Source organism: Methylobacterium thuringiense (assembly GCF_022179645.1).
Classification (GTDB): Bacteria; Pseudomonadota; Alphaproteobacteria; order Rhizobiales; family Beijerinckiaceae; genus Methylobacterium; species Methylobacterium thuringiense.
This window is the reverse complement of the sequence record NZ_BPRA01000003.1, coordinates 185,499-204,525: the sequence shown is the minus strand read 5'-3', so window position 1 is coordinate 204,525 and position 19,027 is coordinate 185,499. Positions and strand designations below refer to the sequence as shown.

Sequence of the window (19,027 nt, the reverse complement as noted above, 5' to 3'; positions counted from 1 at the left end):
GCACCCGCTAGGTCGGATAGCGCGCTAAATTAGCTAATGAAATTGTCGGGTGTCGGACATTCGTTTAATATAGACCGATTGCTGGTCAGAACCCTCGGCATCAGCGACTGAGAGCGACGCGTGCTCCCGCCTTCTGAAGCGGAGCCGTCCATGCCCACCTACGTGTATGACCTGAACGAAGGTGACACCTCCGACTGGGAAGACGAAGACTTGGAGTGTGAGGGGCGCGGCGAGATCGAGGAACACGCCCGCCGGCTTCTCGACGAGGCGGGCGTCAGGCAAGCCGCGCGCGGCAGTGCAAGCCTCCCGTCCACCATGGTTGTCTACCAGGAAAACGGCCTGGTCGTTATGAGCGCCCACGGATGGTCCGGACGGACCGCACGGATCCTGTGGTCGCGGAGATAGCGCGACGAACGATATGCGGCGGCTTTGGTGTCTCTCACAAAATTCCCGCTGTACCGTTGGCGCCAGTGAGAAAGCTCCCGGTGATCGGGCGTTTTGTGAGGTGCACTTCGGCGTCCATGTCGCCGGACACGTCCCGCGCCGCCGGCTTCCTGAGGTGCTCGACGAAGCGGCAGGTGCGGGCGGGCTGGGATGCCGATCGGCCCGGTTGCGTGGGAAACGACCGTTTTCGAGACGTCGTAGCGCGACCGCTTTCCGCGCATCTCGGTCTTTGACTAGCGAGGCTGCGACCTCAGCTTTCGAGGGTCCGAGGGGCGACCTTGATAGAGCGGCACGAGCGACAGGCGGACGCTGACCGTTCCACCTTCCCAAAACCTAACCCACCCCAAAAAAGCCCCACCCTCGTGACCCTTCACCCGTGCTTGCCAATCCGGGCGGCCGGGTCCATCCCAACCTCATGCTGAAGACCGCCTTCGTTGCCGCGCGCGACCGTCAGCGCCTGTCGGAAATCGCTTCGGTCCTGATCGGCTTCGGCCTGAACAAGGCCGTGGACCGCCTGGGGCTCCGCAACATCCCGCTGATCCCCCGGCGCACGCCGCGGGTCGACGTGACCCGGCTGTCGCAGCCGGAGCGGTTGCGCCGGGCGATCGAGGCGCTTGGGCCGACCTTCATCAAGTTCGGGCAGATCCTGGCCAGCCGGCCGGACCTGCTCTCGCCGGTCTGGACCGACGAGCTCGAGAAGCTGCACAGCCAGGTCAAGCCGATCCCGTGGGAGATGATCGGGCCGCAGCTCGAGACCGATCTCGGCGCGCCGCCGCAGGAGATCTTTGCCGAGTTCGACATGAACCCGATCGCCTCGGCCTCGATCGCCCAGGTCTACCGGGCGCGGCTGAAGAGTGGCGAGGACGTCGTCGTCAAGGTTCTGAGGCCGGGGCTGAAGAAGATCATCGAGGCGGACCTGCGCCTGATGGGTCACGGCGCGCGCATCGTCGAGACCGAGTGGCCGGAGATGGCCCGCTACCAGCCGCAGGAGCAGATGAAGCACCTCGCCGCCGGCATCAACGGCGAGCTCGACCTGCTCAACGAGGCCCGCAACTGCGAGATGATCGCCGGGATCTTCGAGGGCCGCGATGACATCCTGATCCCGAAGATCCACTGGGAGTGGTGCTCCGAGCGGGTGCTGGTGCAGGAATTCGTGAACGGCGTCTCGCCGAACGACGCCGCGGGCCTGCGCGAGATGGGTGCCGACAAGAAGGCGCTGGCCCAGAAGGGCTGCGACGCCTTCCTGCGCATGGCGCTGATCGAGGGCGTGTTTCACGCCGACCCGCATCCCGGCAACCTGCTGATCCTGCCGGGCAACCGCATCGGCTTCATCGATTTCGGCATCGTCGGCCGGCTCTCGCAGAAGCGGCGGCAGCAGCTGCTGGTGCTGATCGGCGCCATGCTGAAGCAGGACGTCGACGGCCTGATGGCGACGCTGCTCGACTGGACCGGCGCGACCACGCCCGATCTAACGAAGTTGGAGCAGAGCGCGCAGAACTTCGTGCAGGCGCATTCCTCGATCCCGCTCAATCTCGGGCTCGTGCTCACCGACTTCATGACCATGGCCCGCGAGAACGATCTCGCGATGCCGACCGATTTAGCAATTCTTTTTAAAGGTCTCGTCACGGCGGACGGCGTGATGCGCCAGCTCGACCCGAATTTCGACCTGTTCTCCGCCGCCGGCCCGACCGTGCGCGCCTCGATGCGCAGCGTGTTCTCGGCCAAGGCGCTGATGAAGAAGGCCGAGGCGCTGGGCTCCGGCCTCTACGGTGCGGCCTCCGAGCTGCCGACGCTGATCCACCTGCTGCTGGTGCGGCTCAAGCAGGGCCGCGTCACCGTCGAGATCGAGCTGAAGGGCATGGACAAGCTCGTGCGCGGCATCGAGCGCGGCGCGGCGCGGGTCGCCGTGGGCCTCGTCGTCGCCGCCTTCGCGATGCAGCTCGCGCCGCGGCTGATCGATCTCGGCACCCCGGTCTTCGTGCTGATCGCGCTGGCCGTCTCCGTCGTCGGCATCGGCTGGCTGGTGCTGCTTGGGCGTAACCGCTGAGTCTTCGCGGCGGCTCGACTCGCCGAGGTTGCAGCGCACACTGCGATCATGAGTCGAGCCCGCGATGGATAAAATCGTCGCGACCCGATTCATTGCATAGTCAGCTGTTTAACATTTACGAAACCTGCAACCCTCACTTGCGAGGCTGCGGTATCGTGATATGATCTGTCATGCACCGAATCGCGGGATGCCTTTAGGTAGCGCGACGGGGACAGAAACGGACAAGAAGCCGTCGCCCCGCCGAAGCTAGGAGAGCAGATCCCCACCCGCCCGTCGGCGCATGAAGCGCGGCGGCTGCGCGACTCCGTGGGAGGGTCGGCCCGTCGCCTCAGGGGGCTCCGGTGCTTGAGACCATGACGTTTTCCGCGGGGCCGTTCCGCGCCAGCCGAAAGGCCATTCTCGAGGCCGAGAACGCCTACCTGCGCAAGTTGCTCGCCGAGCGGCCGCCCGGCCCCGACGGCATCTACGTGACCGGTGAGCGCCGCCGCGCGGACGAGGCCGGCGCGTCCCGCTCCACCGCCGGCCGGACCGGCGCTGAGGCCGAGGTCGCCCGCTCCGCCGAGGCCGAGGAGGTCAACGCCCAGCTCCGCGCCAGCGAAGAGTTCAACCGGCGGGTCCTGGCATCAACTACGGATTGCATCACCGTCCTCGACGTCGAGGGCCGCCTGATCTCGATGAACGAGGTCGCCGTCCCGGTCTTCGGCGGCACGAGCTTCGCCCATGTCGTGGGCCGGCCCTGGATCGACGTCTGGCAGCTGCCGGAGAGCCGCGACGCGGTGCTCGCCGCCCTCGAACAGGCCCGCGCCGGCCGCAGCTGCCGCTTCCAGGCGGCGCTGGAGACCGGCGCCCCGGCCGAAACCCTGTGGTGGGACATCGTGCTCGCTCCGATGAACGGCGACGACGGCCGCCCCGAGCGCATCCTCGCGGTCTCGCGGGACATCACCGATCTCAAGCAGACCGAAGCCCGGCAGACCGTACTGATGCACGAGATGGCGCACCGGGTGAAGAACACCCTCGCCATGGTGCAGGCCGTGGCGACGCAGACCCTGCGCAACGCGCATTCGCTGGAGGAGGCCGGCGATGCGCTCGGCGCCCGGCTGCAGGCGCTGGCCCATGCCCACGACGTGCTGATGCAGGGCGCCTGGTCGAGCGCCGATCTGCGCGGCCTCGTCGACACCGCCGTGGCCCTGCACAGCGACGGCGAGCCCGGCCGCTTCGTCATCGACGGTCCCGACGTGACGCTCGGGCCGCGCCCCGGCCTGACGCTCGCGCTGATTCTCCACGAGCTCGGCACCAACGCGACCAAGTACGGCGCGCTGTCGAAGCCCGAGGGCCGCGTCGTCATCGGCTGGAACGTCGCGATGGTCGAGGGCGAGGAACGCCTGTCCTTCCGCTGGGAAGAGGTCGGCGGGCCGCAGGTGGCGCCGCCGACCCGCGTCGGCTTCGGCACCCGGCTGATCGAGCGCAGCCTCGTCCACAGCTTCGGCGGCAGCGCCAAGCTGCAATTCCCCGAGGACGGGGTCGTGCTGACCATGCAGGCCCCCGCCGCCAACGTCGTCGTGGTGCCGGCCGCGACCGCCTGACCGGCAAGGGGCGAACCGGGCGAACCGGTTCGCCGTCATCGCGAGCGCGTTTTGCGATGACGGCTTGTCGCGATGACGGCTTGCCGTTCACCCGCGCTACCGCGACAAGGTCCACTCTTCGAGGCGGAGATTGCACGTGGCCGGCGCGGACGACGACTGGGTATACGACGAGGCCAGCGGCGAGTGGGGTCCGGCCCCAGCCGCGACGGCCCCGGCCGCCGCCGCGCGGAGGGAGGTGCGCGACGCGTCGGGCACCCTGCTGGCCGATGGCGATTCCGTCACCCTGATCAAGGACCTGAAGGTGAAGGGCGCAAACCAGACCCTGAAACAGGGCACCGTCATCAAGACGATCCGCCTCACCGACGACCCCGAAGAGATCGACTGCCGTCACGACGCGATCAAGGGCCTCGTGCTGCGCACGGAATTCGTCCGCAAGCGCTGAACACCCGCAGCCCGCGCGGCAAGGCTCGGCATGGATGATGCATTCTGCGGCACGCTGTGGGCGTGATGCCCGCAGAGTAGGCGCTCGCGGGTGCCCCGCTCATCTTTCGCATGTCTTTCGGCTCGACCGACGCCGCCAGGGAACAACAATGGCTTATCTCGCGCCCTCCGAATTCGTCATCAAAATGGTCGACGCCGGAGAATCCAAAGTCTTCATGTCGACCCGTGACACCTTGATCCGCGCCTACATGGCCGGTGCGATCCTGGCACTCGCCGCGGTGTTCGCCACGACCATCAACCAGCAGACCGGCATCCCGATCGTCGGCGCGGCCCTGTTTCCGGTCGGCTTCTGCATGCTCTACCTGCTCGGCTTCGACCTGCTGACCGGCGTGTTCGTGCTGGCGCCGCTGGCGCTCCTCGACAAGCGCCCCGGCGTCACCCTCGGCGGCGTCCTGCGCAACTGGGGCCTCGTGTTCCTCGGCAACTTCCTCGGCGCGCTCACCGTCGCCGTGATGATGTCGATCGTCTTCACCTACGGATTCTCGAGCCCGCCGGACAAGGTCGCACAGTTCATCGCCGGCATCGGCGAGAAGCGCACCCTCGGCTATGCCGAGCATGGCGCGCAGGGCTGGCTGACGATCTTCGTGCGCGGCATGCTCTGCAACTGGATGGTCTCCACCGGCGTCGTCGGCGCGATGATCTCGACCCACGTCAGCGGCAAGGTGATCGCCATGTGGATGCCGATCATGCTGTTCTTCTTCATGACCTTCGAGCACTCGGTCGTGAACATGTTCCTGTTCCCGGCGGGCCTGATGCTCGGCGCCAACTTCTCGATCTACGACTACTTCGTCTGGAACGAGATCCCGACCGTGCTCGGCAACCTCGTCGGCGGCCTCGCCTTCACCGGCCTGACCCTGTACTCGACCCATGTCCGCACCGGCGCCAAGCGCGGCCCGGCTGCCGTCGCCGCCAGCCCGCGCCGCCTCGCGGCCTAATCGGGACGCCGGTTCTCGATGCCTCGGCCCGCACGGGCCGGGGCCACTCTCGGCGATTGCTCATGCCGCCCGAACTCACCGTCTCCATCGGCCAGCACAGCGCGCGCGGCCGCAAGGCGGCGAACCAGGATTTTCACGGCGCCCTGGTGCCGCGCCAGCCCGATCTCGGCCTCAAGGGCATCGCCGTAGCGCTGGCCGACGGCATCAGTAGCAGCGCGGTCGGCGGGGCCGCCGCCGAGACCGCGGTCAAGACCTTCCTCGACGACTATTACGGGACGCCCGAGACCTGGACGGTCAAGACCTCGGCGCAGCGGGTGATCACCGCCACCAATTCCTGGCTCCACGCCGAAACCCGCCGCGGCCGCCATGCCGACAACCGCGACAAGGGCTACGTCACGACGTTCAGCGCGCTCGTGCTGAAGGCCCGCACCGCCCACCTCTTTCATGTCGGCGATGCCCGGATCTGCCGGGTTTCGGGCGCGTCGCTCGAACGGCTGACCGAGGATCACCGGGTCGTGGTGTCCTCCGAGGAATCCTATCTCGGCCGCGCCCTCGGCGTGAACGCGCATGTCGAGATCGATCATCTCGCCGTCCCGATCGAATGCGGCGACGTGTTCGTGCTCACGACGGACGGCGTGCACGAGCATGTCTCGGCGAAGGCGATCGTTGCGGCAATTGCCGCTTGCGCAGGCAATTTCGAGAATGCCGCCCGAGCCATCGTCGATGCTGCCTACGAAGCAGGCAGTTCGGACAATCTGACTGTCCAGATCGTGGGCATCGACGCGCTGCCGCCCGCCGAGCCGTTCGATATCGTGGGCAGCCTCGATCAGCTCGCTCCGGCGCCGGTGCTCGAACCGCCGACCAGCTTCGACGGCTACGACATCCTGCGCCCGTTGCATGCCAGCGCCCGCAGCCACGTCTATCTCGCCCGGGATGCCGCGACCGGCGCCATGGTCGCGCTCAAGGTGCCCTCGGTCGACCTGCGCGGCGACGCCGACTACCTGCGGCGCTTCATGATGGAGGAGTGGATCGCCCGGCGCATCGACAACCTGCATGTCCTGAAGGCCCACCCGCAGACGCGGCGGCGCAGCCACCTCTACGTCGCCATGGACTACGTCGACGGCCAGACCCTGACGCAGTGGATGGCCGACCATCGCGAGCCCGGTCTCGAGACCGTGCGCAACCTCGTCGGGCAGATCGCCCGGGGCGTGCAGGCCTTCCACCGGCGCGAGATGGTCCACCGGGACCTGCGGCCCGAGAACATCCTGGTCGATGCCGGCGGCACCCTGCGCATCATCGATTTCGGCTCCACCAAGGTCGCCGGCGTCATCGAGGCCGAGCCGCCGGTCGCGGACGAGGCGATGCTCGGCACACTGCAATACACCGCGCCGGAATGCTTCCTGGGCGACCCCGCGACGCCGGGCTCCGACATCTTCTCGGTGGGGGTCGTCGCCTACCAGCTGTTGACCGGCCGGCTGCCCTACGGCGCCAGCGCCGCCCGCGCCTGGACCCGGGCGAGCCAGCGCAAGCTGCGCTACGTCTCCGCCCGCGAGAGCCGGCCGACGCTCCCGGTCTGGGTCGACGGCGCGCTGCGCCGGGCCGTGCATCCCAACCCGGAGAGGCGCTACGCCGTCCTCTCCGAATTCCTGCACGACCTGCGTCACCCGAACCCGGTCCTCGCCGACACGCGAAGCCTGCCGCTGCTGGAGCGCAACCCGCTGATCTTCTGGCAGGGGCTCTCGCTGATCCTGGCCGTCGTGGTGTTCGCCCTGCTGGCCGATCGCGTGTTCTGGCCGCCGCGATGAGCGATCGAAGCCCGTCCGGCCCGGCGAAAACCGCGATCGGAGTCATCACGTTTTGTTGCTCCACACAGTCCCGCTCGGGGCTCTCGCAAAATCAATGCGATAGCGCTGCGCTGGGCGCTGCAGTGCACAAACCGGCGCTTTGGCGTCCTTGACCTCGAAGCGGGCCGCCTTTAGGGCGCAGACAGAAGCAGTATGAGAGCGTCACCGTCGCTGATGACAGACGACCCGTCCGAGCACCCCGTCGTCCTCCTCGTCGAAGACGACGGACTCCTCCTGATGGAGGCCTCCGATACGCTGGCGGAGGCCGGCTTCACCGTTCTCGAAGCGGCCCATGCCGACAAGGCGCTGACGGTTCTCGAAGGCCGCACCGACGTCGGCGTCCTGATGACCGACGTGGACATGCCGCAGGGGTCGATGGACGGCTTCGCCCTCGCCCGGCTGGTCTCCCGGCGCTGGCCCGGGATCCCGGTCCTCGTCGTGTCGGGCATGGGATTCCCCGGCCCGAACGACATGCCCGACGGGGCCCGCTTCATCTCGAAACCCTACCAGCCCTCGGCACTGGTGCGCACCCTGCGCGCGGTCGTCGGGGCAGCCTGAGTGATCCTCACACAACGCCCGTTCGCGACCGGTCTTCGGCCGGCGCGCAACAGGCTGCGGGCGTTGTTTGAGTAGCATTGTGCGACGCACCTCCTTGAGGCGCGCGCCGTTTCGCGACACTGTCCAAAAGATGTCCACCGAAAAACACCGCTTCGCCACGCAGGCCGTTCATGCCGGCGCCTCGCCCGATCCCGCCACGGGAGCGCGGGTGCAGCCGATCTATTTCACCAACGGCTTCGTCTTCGAATCTACCGAGCAGGCCGCCGACATCTTCGCGATGCGTCGGACCGGCTTCTCCTATTCGCGCGGCTCCAACCCGACGGTGGCGGCCCTCGAACGGCGGGTGACCGGGCTCGAAGGCGGCAAGGCCGGCGTCGCGGTCGCGTCCGGCCAGTCGGCCGTGCTGATGGTCATGATGACCCTGATGCGCTCGGGCGATGCCTACGTCTCCTCCAAGCGCCTCTTCGGCGGCTCGCTGGGCCTGATGCGCCGGCTGGAGGGCCGCTACGACCTCAAGCCGCAATTCACCGAGGACTTCACGCCGGAGGCCTTCGAGGCGCAGATCACGCAGGAGACCAAGGCGATCTTCTGCGAGTCGATCGTCAATCCGTGCGCGAGCGTGGTCGACCTCGCCGGCATCGCCGACGTCGCCCGCCGCCACAAGCTGCCCCTCGTCGTCGACAACACCCTGGCCTCGCCCGCCCTCATCCGCCCGATCGAGTACGGCGCCGACATCGTCATCCACTCGACCTCGAAGTTCCTGGGCGGCTCGGGGCTGACCATCGGCGGCATGATCGTCGATGCCGGCAAGTTCGACTGGGCGGCGCAGGGCTCGCGCTACAACCTGATCAACGATCCCTGGCCCGATTACGAGGGCATCGTGCTCTCCGAAAAGTTTCCCGAGACCTGCTTCGCCTCGGCCTGCAAGCTGTTCGGCCTGCGCGACCTCGGCCCCGGCCTCTCGCCGATGAACGCCTTCCTCACGCTGACCGGCATCGAGACCCTGCCGCTGCGCATGGAGCGCCACTGCTCGAACGCGAAAATCGTCGCGGCCTTCCTGAAGGACCACCCGGCGGTCGCCTGGGTGAGCTATCCGGCCCTGCCCGGCCAGGAGGGCGAGGCCATGGCCGCGCGCTACGTGCCGCAGGGCCCGGGCTCGATCTTCACCTTCGCCCTCAAGGGCGGCGAGGCGGCGGCCCGCACGGTGATCGAGAGCCTCGAGCTCATCTCGCACCTCACCAATATCGGCGAGATCAAATCCCTCGCGATCCACCCGTCGAGCACGACGCACCGCCAGCTGCAGAGCCACGAGAAGGCTGCCGCCATGGTCGGTCCGGAGGCCGTGCGGTTGTCTGTCGGGCTGGAGAACGTCGAGGATCTGATCGCGGATCTGGAGCAGGCGCTGGCGCGGGTTTCGTAGGCCGCCGACCTCTCCCCGCTCTGCAGGGGAGGGTCGGCGCGCAGCGATGGGGTAAGGGACACATGCGGAAGCGGCGTACGGTCGGCGTTGTACTGGGCCTCCTGATCCTCGCAGGCTCCGCCGTCGTCGCCTCCGACTACCTCCAGCTCTTCCGCACCGAGCCGCCCCTCGCCCCCGAGGCCGAGCGCGCAGACCTCGTCCGTGTCGAGAAGGGCGCACGCCGCCTCACCCTCCTGCGCGACGGCCGGGTGCTCGCGAGCTATCCGGTCGCCCTCGGCTTCACGCCGGTGGGCCACAAGCAGCGCGAGGGCGACGGGCGCACGCCCGAGGGGCGCTACCGCGTGGAATACAGGAACCCGGCGAGCGTCGCCCACCTGTCGCTCAAGGTCTCCTACCCGGAGCAGGCTGACCGGGACGCGGCGGCGGCACGGGGCGAGGAGCCCGGCGGCGACATCATGATCCACGGCATCATGAACGGGCTCGGCTGGACCGGGAGCCTGCACCGCCTGATGGACTGGACCAGCGGCTGCGTCGGCGTGAGCAACGCCGAGATGGAGGCGATCTACGCCCGCGTCGACGTCGACACGCCGATCGAGATCAGGCCGTGACCTGACGGGATCGGCGCCTACCTTCAGGGCACGCACGACAGCCCGAAGACCAGGAGCCCCCCCATGCGCGCCTACGAAATGTCCTCCGCCGACGGCCTCGACAGCTGGCGGCTGGCCGAGCGTACGCAGCCGGAGCCGGGTCACGGTCAGGTGCTGGTGCGGATGCACGCCGCCTCGCTCAACTACCGCGACCTGCTCATCGCCAACGGCCAGTACCCGTTCGCGGTGAACCTCGACCGGCTGATCCCCGTCTCGGACGGGGCCGGCGAGGTCGTCGCCGTCGGTCCGGGTGTGCGGCGCTTCGCGGGCGGCGAGCGCGTCGCCTGCATCTTCTCGCAGTCCTGGCTCGGCGGGGCGCAGGTCGCGGACATGTGGCAGACGGCGCTCGGCGGCGCCGTCGACGGCGTGCTCGCCGAGTTCCAGGTGTTTTCGGAGGAGGGCCTGGTCGCGCTGCCGGACCACCTCTCGTTCGAGGAAGGCGCGACCCTCCCCTGCGCCGCCGTCACCGCCTGGAACGCGCTCTACGGCGCGAAGCCGTTGAAGGCCGGCGAGACCGTTCTGACGCTCGGCACCGGCGGCGTCTCGATTTTCGCGATTCAATTGGCCCACGCGGCCGGCGCACGGGTGATCGCCACCTCGTCAAGCGACGCGAAGTTGGAGAAGGCCAAGGGCCTCGGCGCGGACGAGACCATCAACTACCGTGAGCATCCCGACTGGGAGAAGGAGGTCCGCCGCCTCACCGGCGGCGTCGGCGTCGACCACGTCGTCGAGATCGGCGGCACCGGCACGTTGCCCCGGTCGATCGCCTCCACCCGGCCGGGCGGCCATGTCGGCCTGATCGGTCTCCTCGCCCAGGGCGAGCCGATCGACCCGTTGGCCATCCTCGGCGGAAGCTGCCTCGTGCGTGGCGTCGCCGTGGGCTCGCGCGAGATGTTCGAGGACATGAACCGCGTGATCGCGCTCCACGCCATCAAGCCGGTGATCGACCGGACGTTCGGGTTCGACGCGGCGAAGCAGGCGCTGGCGGCCCTCGGCGAGGGCGCGCATGTGGGGAAGATCGTGGTGGCGATCGCGTAGCGCGCGAGTCAGCCGATGAGCCAGCATAACGCCGACTCGCGGGGCAGCCCGCCCAGTTCGGTTGGCGACCCACGAAGCGCAAGCGCGTTCACGCCATGGGACCGCCCGGAAGGGCAACGCGTTGACGACCCGGCGCGGCAGACCCAGCCGCCGGAGGATTCCTGTCAATGACGACCCTGTTCATCGCGAAGGTCCGCGGGCCGAACGGCGAGAAGCCGCTGATCACGGTGAGGGCTGCGGCCGAGGGCGAAGCGCGGCTGTTTCTCGAGGCGGCTTATCCCGAGGACACGATCGAGGACGTCGTCGAGCCGGGAGACTGGGTCAGCGACGCGGATACCGGCACGAAAGCCGGCGACGTGCGTGAGCATCCCGGCGTGTCGTGGCAGGCCCCGACGGGCAGTTCGGGCTGACAGCCGTGCCGTGCCTGCCGGAGGACGTGCGCGCACTCGCGCTGTTGCTTCCCGAGACGGTCGAGGGGGCCCACCAGGGGCATCCCGATTTCCGGGTCGGGGGCCGGGTCTACGCGACGCTCTGGACGGAGGAGGAGCGCCTCGTCGTGCGGCTGACACGCGAGACCCAAGCCACATTGGTCGAGACCGAGCCCGATTCTTTCGAGACGGTCCCGGGCAATTGGGGCAGTCGCGGCTGGACGAGCCTCGCCCTGTACGCGGCCGAGGAGGATGTCTTGCGCCGGGCGCTCCTCAGCGCCTGGAGCACCACCGCGCCGCCGGGGCTGGTCGCCCGATACGACGGGCTCGTCCTCGATCCGTAGAGGCGCATCTCGCGGCCGGCGTCATTGCCCCTTCGACAGTCGATCACCGACCTGTCCGTAGCCGAGCCGGGTGGCCGCCTGGTTCACCCGCCCGAAGCGCAGCACCGATTCTTCCAGGTAGTCGATCGCACCGACGAGATGCTGCCGTGCCGTCGCGACGTCGTCCCCGTCGCTTTCCGCAAGGATTACGGACGCGATGAGGACCCGATCGCGTTCGTCCTCGATCCGCCGATCCCGTTCGACATTGGGGCGTACGTCCGAATCGAAGGCCTCGATCACCTTCCAGGGTAAGTCGTCGGCTTTCGTCGCGCCGGGAAAGGCTTCCGCCAGCCGACGTCCCTTGGCCGCCGCAGCGCGAACCCGTTCAGCCAGCGTCACGTGCCGCTTCCTCGCATGGTACAGAGCGCTCACGTCTTATCGCGTCGGCCGCACCCTGACGATGCGGCGGACTCGGCCGGTCGCTCACGCCGGATCGATCGGATCGCGCCTCGCCCGCCGCGTCAGCGCCCGCAAGGCCCCGCGAAACGTGCGCACGTCCTGCTCGGTCAGCGCCATGCGGTGGAGCCGGTCGCGCATGTTGCGGATGATGCCGAGACGCTTTTCGGGAGGGTAGAACCCGGCCCGGCCGAGCGCCGTCTCCAGGCTCTCGAACAGCGAGAGCACGGCCTCGCGGCTCGCGGGCGGGGCCGTCATCGCACCGTCGAAGGGCTGGCGGGCGAGGCCGGCGGCGCGGCGCCACTCGTAGGCGACGAGCAGCACTGCCTGGGCGAGGTTGAGCGAGGAGAACTCGTCCGAGACCGGAAAGGTGACGATGGCATCCGCCAGCGAAACCTCGTCGTTCGACAGCCCCGTGCGCTCGCGCCCGAACAGGATCCCGACCCGCTGTCCGGTGTCCTGCCGCGCGGCGACGTCGGCCATGGCCGCGTCGGGGGCGTAGGCGCGCTTCATCTGGCCGCGCTCGCGGGCGGTAGTCGCCACCACGTATTGCAGGTCGGCGATGGCCTCGCCGAGCGTCGCGTGGATCGTGACGCCGTCGAGGACATGGACGGCGCCCGACGCCGCCTCGCGCACGCCCTTCTTCGGCCAACCGCCCTTGGGCGCGACGAGACGCAGCTCGGCCAGCCCGAAATTCGCCATGGCGCGGGCGGTCATGCCGATGTTCTCGGCGAGTTGCGGCTCGACCAGGATGATGACGGGGGCGGCACCGGACATGCCGGGCCTCTCGCACGGACCGGGGGAATGCGCCATGCCCGACGCGGGCTCGACCGAAACGGGCTTCTGGAAAACCTTGGGCTCGCGCCTGGAGGGCGCACCGCTCGACGCGATCAAGCTCGTCGCGGCCGTGTTGATGATCGGCGACCATGTCGACACGATCCTGCTCGACGGCCACGCGGTGCCGCTCTGGCGGCTCGGACGGATCGCGTTCCCGCTGTTCTGCCTCGCCGCCGCGCTGCATCTCGCCCGCGGCCATGATCCCGGCCGCTACGTGCTGACGCTGCTCCTCATCGCCGTGCCGACCCAACCGATCTACGCCACGGCCTTTCCCTACGGGACGACGGAGGCGAGCATTCTGGTCACCCTCGCCGCCGGCACGGCTTTCGCGGTGTGGCTCGCGAAGGCCGGCGCGTGGCGGCATGCGGTGCTGGCGGCGGGGCTCGCCTGCGTGCTGCTGCTGCCGAGCCTCGCCAAGACCGGCGTGGATTTCGGCCTCGCGGGCGTGCTGGTGCCGGGGGCATTCCTCCTGGCGCTGACCGGGCGAGCGGGCGGCGTGGCCTGGCTCGTCGCCGTCATCCTCGCGCTGAACGTCCATGGCTGGCATCCGCGCGGCGAAGCACCGTTGCCGTCGGCGATGTTCGATGCGGCGACGATTCTTGTTGGCGTTGCCGCGATTGTTTTGTTCGCGATGGGGCTGCAGGGGCGGCCGCGGTTCCTGCCGCGCTACGCGCTGCACGCGTTCTATCCGGGGCACCTGCTGGCGTTGGTAGGACTACGCGCGGCCGGATTCGCCATCGGTTCCTAGAAAACGCCGCCAGCAAAGCCGGCGGCGCAACTCTCGAAAGAAAAATCAGATCTTACCGTCGAGACCCATCTGATAATATTTGTGGGTGATCTTGTCCTGGTTCTCCAGCAGCCAATCGATCGAGGGCTCGTTGGTCATGGCCTTGCGGATCGCCTCGCACATGCCCTTGCGCTGGATCTCGAACAGCGACTTGTGGTCGACGGTCTCGGCCTCGATCACGCCGGGGCTGAGCCAGACCGAGCAGATGATGCCGAGGTCGTTGGCCTTGTGCTTGGGGATGTAGCCGGCGCGGACCGCGTCGAGGACGCCGTTGGCGATGGCGAACTGCACCGTGCCCATCAGGATCGAGGTGTACTTGCTCTCTGTCACGCTGACCTTGGAGACGCAGAGCGTCACCGGGCGGACCATGATGTCGGTGTTCAGCAGCGCGAACACGCGCGAATGGCCGACGACCTGATCGCCGGTCAGGGTGGCGAGCGCGGTGCCGACCGGCCCGTCGAGCTCGCCGATGATGACCTCGGGCTCGGCCGCCGTGTTCGGCGCGCCGCCCGCGACGAGGGCCTCGCCGGCGCGCAGGATGATACGGTCGCTCATGATGTCTCCTTGGAAATGGGAATGGCCTGAACCTGTTGCGCTGATGCACGAAATCCAGGGCCAGGGCCATGCGGGTGGCGCGGACGGGGTCCGTCCGGTAAGGCCTCGCGGCCATGACCCGACAGTCGCGACACGAGCATGACGGCCTGCGCTACACGGTGGCGCTGGTCGAGATCTGGGGCGGGATCAACGGTCTCTGGGGGTTCCTCCGGGATCTCGGCCAGACCGGATTCGCCGTGCCCCTGACGCTGCTGCCCGGCGTGCTGATCATCGGGCTCGTTCTCGCGGCGAGCGTCGTCGCGGGCGTCGCCCTCTGGTTCGACCGGCGTTGGGGCTACGCGCTGTCGCTGCCGGTGCAGCTGGCGCAACTGGTCTGGTTCACGGGCGCGTCGCTCACCTTCCGCATCGCCTCCAGCGGCTGGATACTGGCCGACCTGTTCGTCCGCAGCCGGGCCGACGGCAGCCTCGTCTTCGGCTGGCAGCTCGATCCGGTGCATAGCGGCGGCTATGCGCTCTCGCTGGCGCCGCGGGAGGAGATCACCGTCGCACTCAACTGCGTGGCGCTGGCGATCCTGGTCTGGCTGGGCCTGCGCCTGCGCACCCGGCCGCCGGGACTGCAGCGTGGCTGAGGCTGAGAGCCGTACCCGACCCGACTGCATCGGGCCGGCGTCTCTCAGCGATTGTCGTAACGCGCTTTCTTTCGACCAACCGGCAACCACTTGGTCGGAAAGCGCTCTAGCGGCCGGCGGCGGCGCGGAGCATCCCGCGGATCGCAGGATCGGCCCGCCAGGCCGCGACGCGCGCGCAGGTGAGCGCTTCGTCCGGAACCGTCCGGTAGCGGGCGAAGCTCGCTTCGACGAAGGCGCGCAGGGTCATGGTCCGCGCCGGGCCGCTTCGCGGCGTCTCGACCTTGAAGAACAGGGTGTTGCCCGGCACGCCGTAATGGCGGGCAATGTCCGGATAGACCGGCCAGGTCCCGCCGGCGATCAGGGTGTCCGCGAGATAGCTGTCGAGATCGCAGGGCACGTAGGGAATTCCGGCCTTGTCGAGCAGGCCGCGGGCGAGGTCGGCGGCGACGTACATCTTCGGATGGTTGTCCGAATGCATGAAGCAGCCGCGGCGGCTCCAGCGGATCAGGTCGGCATCGAAATCGTATCCGGCCTGCGCCCCGAGGACGCGCAGGCCTTCGGCCGAGGCGTTCCACTGATCGTAGTAGCCGAGCTCGCCGTAGATGCGCCCGTCGTAGAGCCCGAGGGTTCCGTCGAGGCCGACGCCTTCGAGATGACCGAACAGGGCGAGGGCGGAATGGGCGTGCCCCATCGGGCTCAGGAGCCCGCCATAGGCCGGCCGCCGCTCGTCCATGCCGACGCGAACCTGATCGGGGTGAAAGGCGGCGAACACCACGCTCGGGATCAGCACGGCCCGCGTCTCGGCCAGCAGCCCCAGCAGGTCGCCGCCATCCCGGAACGGCGGCAGATAGTGGTTCGTGAACACGAAGTCGTGGCGGCGCGCTTCGGCGAGGAGGTCCGCCAAGCGCGGAAACCGCCGGTTCAGCGTGAAGGCGGACAGGCCGGTCACGGCGGCGTCCGGCAGCAGCAGCGACATCGCCTGGGCCACCGCCGACCCCTGGCAGGTGCCGATCACCAGGATTCGGGGTGTCCGGCCGAGGCCGGCTCGGCGCGCCCGCCGCTCCGAGCCGCGCGACAGGAGGCTGCGCCGGACATCGGACAGAACGTCCATCATCAGCATCGGGCGCTTCTGGCATGACGCCCGCCGCCCGGCAATTACCGCGGGCCGCCTGTCGAGCGAGCGGCGTGGGAGGGCATGGAGCGCCAGCGCGCGGCCCGGATCGCCGGTCCGTGCGCGCATCCGGTGCCACGATCGCTTTGTGCCTTTGGTGCACCGCGTTATAGCGGGTTCCGACCTGACCCGCGGCGCGCGCCGGAGGGGATCCGGTCATTGTTCTTTCGCGCTTCCCCGGGCCGGCCCGGCATCGATTTCGGCGGGAAGCGCTCCAGCGGGGAAGCGATATGGCGAAGATCAAGGTGGCGAATCCGGTCGTCGAACTCGACGGCGACGAGATGACCCGGATCATCTGGGCGGAGATCAAGAACAAGCTCATCCACCCCTACCTCGATCTCGACCTCGACTATTACGACCTCGGCATCGAGCACCGCGACGCCACCGACGACCAGGTCACGGTCGATGCGGCCGAGGCGATCAAGCGCCACGGCGTCGGCGTGAAATGCGCCACCATCACCCCCGACGAGCAGCGCGTCGAAGAGTTCAAGCTCAAGGAGATGTGGAAGTCGCCGAACGGCACGGTCCGCAACATCCTCGGCGGCGTGATCTTCCGCGAGCCGATCATCTGCAAGAACGTGCCGCGCCTCGTGCCCGGCTGGACCCAGCCGATCGTGATCGGCCGCCACGCCTATGGCGACCAGTACCGCTGCACGAACTTCAAGGTTCCGGGCAAGGGCCGCCTGACCATCAAGTTCGAGGGCGACGACGGCACGGTGATCGAGCAGGAGGTGTTCAAGTTCCCGGCGCCGGGCGTCGCGCTCGCGATGTACAACCTCGACGACTCGATCCGCGACTTCGCCCGCGCCTCGCTGAACTACGGCCTCGCCCGCAAGTACCCGGTCTACCTCTCCACGAAGAACACGATCCTCAAGGCCTATGACGGGCGCTTCAAGGACCTGTTCGAGCAGGTCTACCAGGAGGAGTTCAAGTCGCGCTTCGTCTCGCTCGGCATCACCTACGAGCACCGCCTGATCGACGACATGGTCGCCTCGGCGCTGAAATGGTCGGGCGGCTACGTCTGGGCCTGCAAGAACTACGACGGCGACGTGCAGTCCGACACGGTGGCGCAGGGCTTCGGCTCCCTCGGCCTAATGACCTCGGTGCTGCTGACGCCGGACGGCCAGACCGTCGAGGCCGAGGCCGCGCACGGCACGGTGACGCGCCACTACCGCGAGCATCAGAAGGGCAAGGAAACCTCGACGAACTCCATCGCCTCGATCTTCGCCTGGACCCGCGGCCTCGCCCACCGGGCCAAGCTCGACGGCAATGCCGAGCTGGCGAGCTTCGCGACGAAGCTCGAGACTGTCTGCGTCGACACGGTCGAGTCCGGCTTCATGACCAAGGACCTCGCCCTCCTCGTCGGCCCGGACCAGAAATGGCTCTCCACCACCGGCTTCCTCGACAAGGTCGACGCCAACCTCAAGACCGCCATGGGCGTCTGAAGATCCAGGCGGGCGTTATCATGTATTCAATCGATGGCGCCCACACTGGTCCCGGCCGGTGACCGCAGAGCCTGTCCGGCTCGACCGGGCCGTTCCTTTGCGTCGGCCCGGCTCGACTTCAGATGGCCTTGAACAACCGTAGCGATTTTTGTGTCAATCTTGCCCGCAACGGTGGCGGCAGGCGGCGACAACGGTTAACCTGAGGCGATCCCATCGCGTTTCGCGGGGGCAAAACCCAGGCTCCGGCGCATGGCGAGCGCGACACGGCGCTTCGACATCGAAGCGATCACCGACAAGATCTACGAGGCCTCGGTCGTCCCCGAATCGTGGACCTCCGTGCTCGATTCGATGACCGACATCGCCGGCGGCGTCGGCACGATCCTGCTCGCCGCCGACACCACCGATTTCCGCTTCATCAGCACGCAGGGGCTGAGCGGCTTCGTCGAGAGCTTCGTCGAGCAGGGCTGGCCGGAGCGGAACACCCGCACACCGGCCGTGCTCAAGGCGCGCCATGCCGGTTTCATCGTCGAGAAGGACGTCTACTCGCCCAAGGAGATCGAAAACGACCCCCTCATCAACCAGTTCCTGCGCCCGCAGGGACTGGGTTGGGCCACGGCCACCGCCTTCCCGATGAGCACGGGCGACACCCTGGTGTTCAGCGTGGAGCGCGCCTACCGCAACGGCCCGGTGCCGGAGGCATCGGTGGAGCTGCTCGACAGCGTGCGCCCGCATCTCGGCCGGGCCGCGCTGATCTCGGGCCGGCTCCGCCTCGAACGCGCCCGCGCCGCCGTCGAGACCTTGGCGCTGCTCGGCCTGCCGGCCGGCATCGTCTCTCGGGATTTCCGGCTCCAGGCCGCCAACGCCCTCCTCGAAGGGCTGATGCCGCGCGTGGTGCGCGACGGCAGCGCGCGGGTGGCCTTCGCCGACGGCGATGCCGACGACCTGCTGGCCACCGCGCTCAACGCCACCCGCCGCCAGGTGCCGCGCTCGATCCCGATCCCGAAGCGCGATTCCGACCCCGCCTTGGTCGCCCATCTCGTGCCGGTCCGCGGCATCGCCCGCGACCTGTTCACCGGCAGCGCCTTCATCCTGGTGCTGACGCCGGTGGAGAAGCAGGCGCAGGGGCCGGATGCGGACCTGCTCCAGGGCCTGTTCGACCTGACCGCCGCGGAGGCGCGGGTCGCCCGCGCCATCGTCGCCGGGGAGACCGTCGAGACGCTGGCCGTGCGCCAGCGCATCAGCGAGAGCACGGTGCGCACCCAGCTCAAGTCGATCTACGCCAAGACCGGCATGAAGGGGCAGATCGACCTCGTCCGCCTCGGTTCCGGCCTCAGCCTCGTGCGATCCGACGAGGCCTGAGGGGCGCGGACTACCCGACC

The 19,027-nt window shown here is 68.5% G+C and carries 20 protein-coding genes; 16 read left to right on the top strand and 4 right to left on the bottom strand.

Annotated elements, in window-relative coordinates; all coding sequences use genetic code 11:
* Nucleotides 1-150 precede the first annotated feature (150 nt).
* From MFF07_RS04280 to MFF07_RS04225, 12 genes are all read left to right on the top strand, one after another.
* Complete coding sequence (locus tag MFF07_RS04280; protein ID WP_238230761.1) at nucleotides 151-405, top strand: hypothetical protein; 255 nt, start codon at nucleotides 151-153, stop codon at nucleotides 403-405.
* Nucleotides 406-859: 454 nt separating this feature from the next.
* Nucleotides 860-2,491 carry an ABC1 kinase family protein gene (locus MFF07_RS04275; RefSeq protein WP_147813732.1) on the top strand — a complete coding sequence of 544 codons (1,632 nt, stop codon included), beginning with the start codon at nucleotides 860-862 and terminating at the stop codon, nucleotides 2,489-2,491.
* 353 nt (nucleotides 2,492-2,844) lie between these two features.
* Complete coding sequence (locus MFF07_RS04270) at nucleotides 2,845-4,074, top strand: sensor histidine kinase (protein ID WP_147813708.1); 1,230 nt, start codon at nucleotides 2,845-2,847, stop codon at nucleotides 4,072-4,074.
* Nucleotides 4,075-4,210: 136 nt separating this feature from the next.
* Nucleotides 4,211-4,516 carry an alkylphosphonate utilization protein gene (locus MFF07_RS04265; protein WP_147813706.1) on the top strand — a complete coding sequence of 102 codons (306 nt, stop codon included), beginning with the start codon at nucleotides 4,211-4,213 and terminating at the stop codon, nucleotides 4,514-4,516.
* Nucleotides 4,517-4,664: 148 nt separating this feature from the next.
* Nucleotides 4,665-5,510, top strand: coding sequence for a formate/nitrite transporter family protein (locus tag MFF07_RS04260; RefSeq protein ID WP_147813704.1), 846 nt, complete (start codon nucleotides 4,665-4,667; stop codon nucleotides 5,508-5,510).
* Between the two features lie 62 nt (nucleotides 5,511-5,572).
* The gene (locus tag MFF07_RS04255) at nucleotides 5,573-7,315 is read left to right on the top strand and encodes a bifunctional protein-serine/threonine kinase/phosphatase (RefSeq protein WP_147813702.1); all 1,743 of its coding nucleotides are present in this window, start codon (nucleotides 5,573-5,575) and stop codon (nucleotides 7,313-7,315) included.
* Between the two features lie 213 nt (nucleotides 7,316-7,528).
* Complete coding sequence (locus tag MFF07_RS04250) at nucleotides 7,529-7,912, top strand: response regulator (RefSeq protein WP_147813730.1); 384 nt, start codon at nucleotides 7,529-7,531, stop codon at nucleotides 7,910-7,912.
* Nucleotides 7,913-8,042: 130 nt separating this feature from the next.
* Nucleotides 8,043-9,332, top strand: a complete 1,290-nt coding sequence (locus tag MFF07_RS04245) for an O-acetylhomoserine aminocarboxypropyltransferase/cysteine synthase family protein (RefSeq protein WP_147813700.1) — start codon at nucleotides 8,043-8,045, stop codon at nucleotides 9,330-9,332.
* A 62-nt stretch (nucleotides 9,333-9,394) separates the two neighbouring features.
* Nucleotides 9,395-9,940 (top strand): L,D-transpeptidase family protein, encoded by a 546-nt coding sequence (locus MFF07_RS04240; RefSeq protein ID WP_147813698.1) that lies wholly within the window; start codon nucleotides 9,395-9,397, stop codon nucleotides 9,938-9,940.
* 63 nt (nucleotides 9,941-10,003) lie between these two features.
* Nucleotides 10,004-11,017: a zinc-dependent alcohol dehydrogenase family protein gene (locus MFF07_RS04235; RefSeq protein WP_238230759.1), complete on the top strand. Its 1,014-nt coding sequence runs from the start codon at nucleotides 10,004-10,006 to the stop codon at nucleotides 11,015-11,017.
* A gap of 167 nt (nucleotides 11,018-11,184) precedes the next feature.
* Nucleotides 11,185-11,427, top strand: a complete 243-nt coding sequence (locus MFF07_RS04230; protein WP_147813694.1) for a hypothetical protein — start codon at nucleotides 11,185-11,187, stop codon at nucleotides 11,425-11,427.
* A 5-nt stretch (nucleotides 11,428-11,432) separates the two neighbouring features.
* Nucleotides 11,433-11,789 carry an MmcQ/YjbR family DNA-binding protein gene (locus MFF07_RS04225; RefSeq protein ID WP_147813728.1) on the top strand — a complete coding sequence of 119 codons (357 nt, stop codon included), beginning with the start codon at nucleotides 11,433-11,435 and terminating at the stop codon, nucleotides 11,787-11,789.
* A 21-nt stretch (nucleotides 11,790-11,810) separates the two neighbouring features.
* On the opposite strand, the gene MFF07_RS04220 is transcribed toward MFF07_RS04225, so the two are convergent.
* Both MFF07_RS04220 and MFF07_RS04215 read right to left on the bottom strand, forming a co-directional pair.
* Complete coding sequence (locus tag MFF07_RS04220; RefSeq protein WP_147813692.1) at nucleotides 11,811-12,167, bottom strand: hypothetical protein; 357 nt, start codon at nucleotides 12,165-12,167, stop codon at nucleotides 11,811-11,813.
* A gap of 84 nt (nucleotides 12,168-12,251) precedes the next feature.
* The gene (locus MFF07_RS04215) at nucleotides 12,252-13,001 is read right to left on the bottom strand and encodes an RNA methyltransferase (RefSeq protein ID WP_147813689.1); all 750 of its coding nucleotides are present in this window, start codon (nucleotides 12,999-13,001) and stop codon (nucleotides 12,252-12,254) included.
* 34 nt (nucleotides 13,002-13,035) lie between these two features.
* Here MFF07_RS04215 and MFF07_RS04210 point away from each other — a divergent pair, with 34 nt between their 5' ends.
* Complete coding sequence (locus MFF07_RS04210) at nucleotides 13,036-13,809, top strand: TraX family protein (RefSeq protein ID WP_238230757.1); 774 nt, start codon at nucleotides 13,036-13,038, stop codon at nucleotides 13,807-13,809.
* Nucleotides 13,810-13,854: 45 nt separating this feature from the next.
* Here the strand turns inward: MFF07_RS04210 and MFF07_RS04205 are convergent, their stop codons facing one another.
* Nucleotides 13,855-14,403 (bottom strand): formaldehyde-activating enzyme, encoded by a 549-nt coding sequence (locus MFF07_RS04205; protein ID WP_147077143.1) that lies wholly within the window; start codon nucleotides 14,401-14,403, stop codon nucleotides 13,855-13,857.
* 113 nt (nucleotides 14,404-14,516) lie between these two features.
* Between MFF07_RS04205 and MFF07_RS04200 the strand changes: the two genes are divergently transcribed.
* On the top strand, nucleotides 14,517-15,032 hold the full coding sequence (locus MFF07_RS04200; protein WP_147813684.1) for a hypothetical protein: 516 nt from the start codon (nucleotides 14,517-14,519) through the stop codon (nucleotides 15,030-15,032).
* 106 nt (nucleotides 15,033-15,138) lie between these two features.
* On the opposite strand, the gene MFF07_RS04195 is transcribed toward MFF07_RS04200, so the two are convergent.
* Complete coding sequence (locus tag MFF07_RS04195; RefSeq protein WP_147813682.1) at nucleotides 15,139-16,272, bottom strand: WcbI family polysaccharide biosynthesis putative acetyltransferase; 1,134 nt, start codon at nucleotides 16,270-16,272, stop codon at nucleotides 15,139-15,141.
* A 161-nt stretch (nucleotides 16,273-16,433) separates the two neighbouring features.
* Here MFF07_RS04195 and MFF07_RS04190 point away from each other — a divergent pair, with 161 nt between their 5' ends.
* Together MFF07_RS04190 and MFF07_RS04185 are read left to right on the top strand one after the other, a co-directional pair.
* A complete protein-coding gene (locus MFF07_RS04190) occupies nucleotides 16,434-17,648 on the top strand; it encodes an NADP-dependent isocitrate dehydrogenase (protein WP_147813680.1) in 1,215 nt (404 codons plus the stop codon).
* A 249-nt stretch (nucleotides 17,649-17,897) separates the two neighbouring features.
* On the top strand, nucleotides 17,898-19,007 hold the full coding sequence (locus MFF07_RS04185) for a helix-turn-helix transcriptional regulator (protein ID WP_147813678.1): 1,110 nt from the start codon (nucleotides 17,898-17,900) through the stop codon (nucleotides 19,005-19,007).
* Nucleotides 19,008-19,027: the final 20 nt, after the last annotated feature.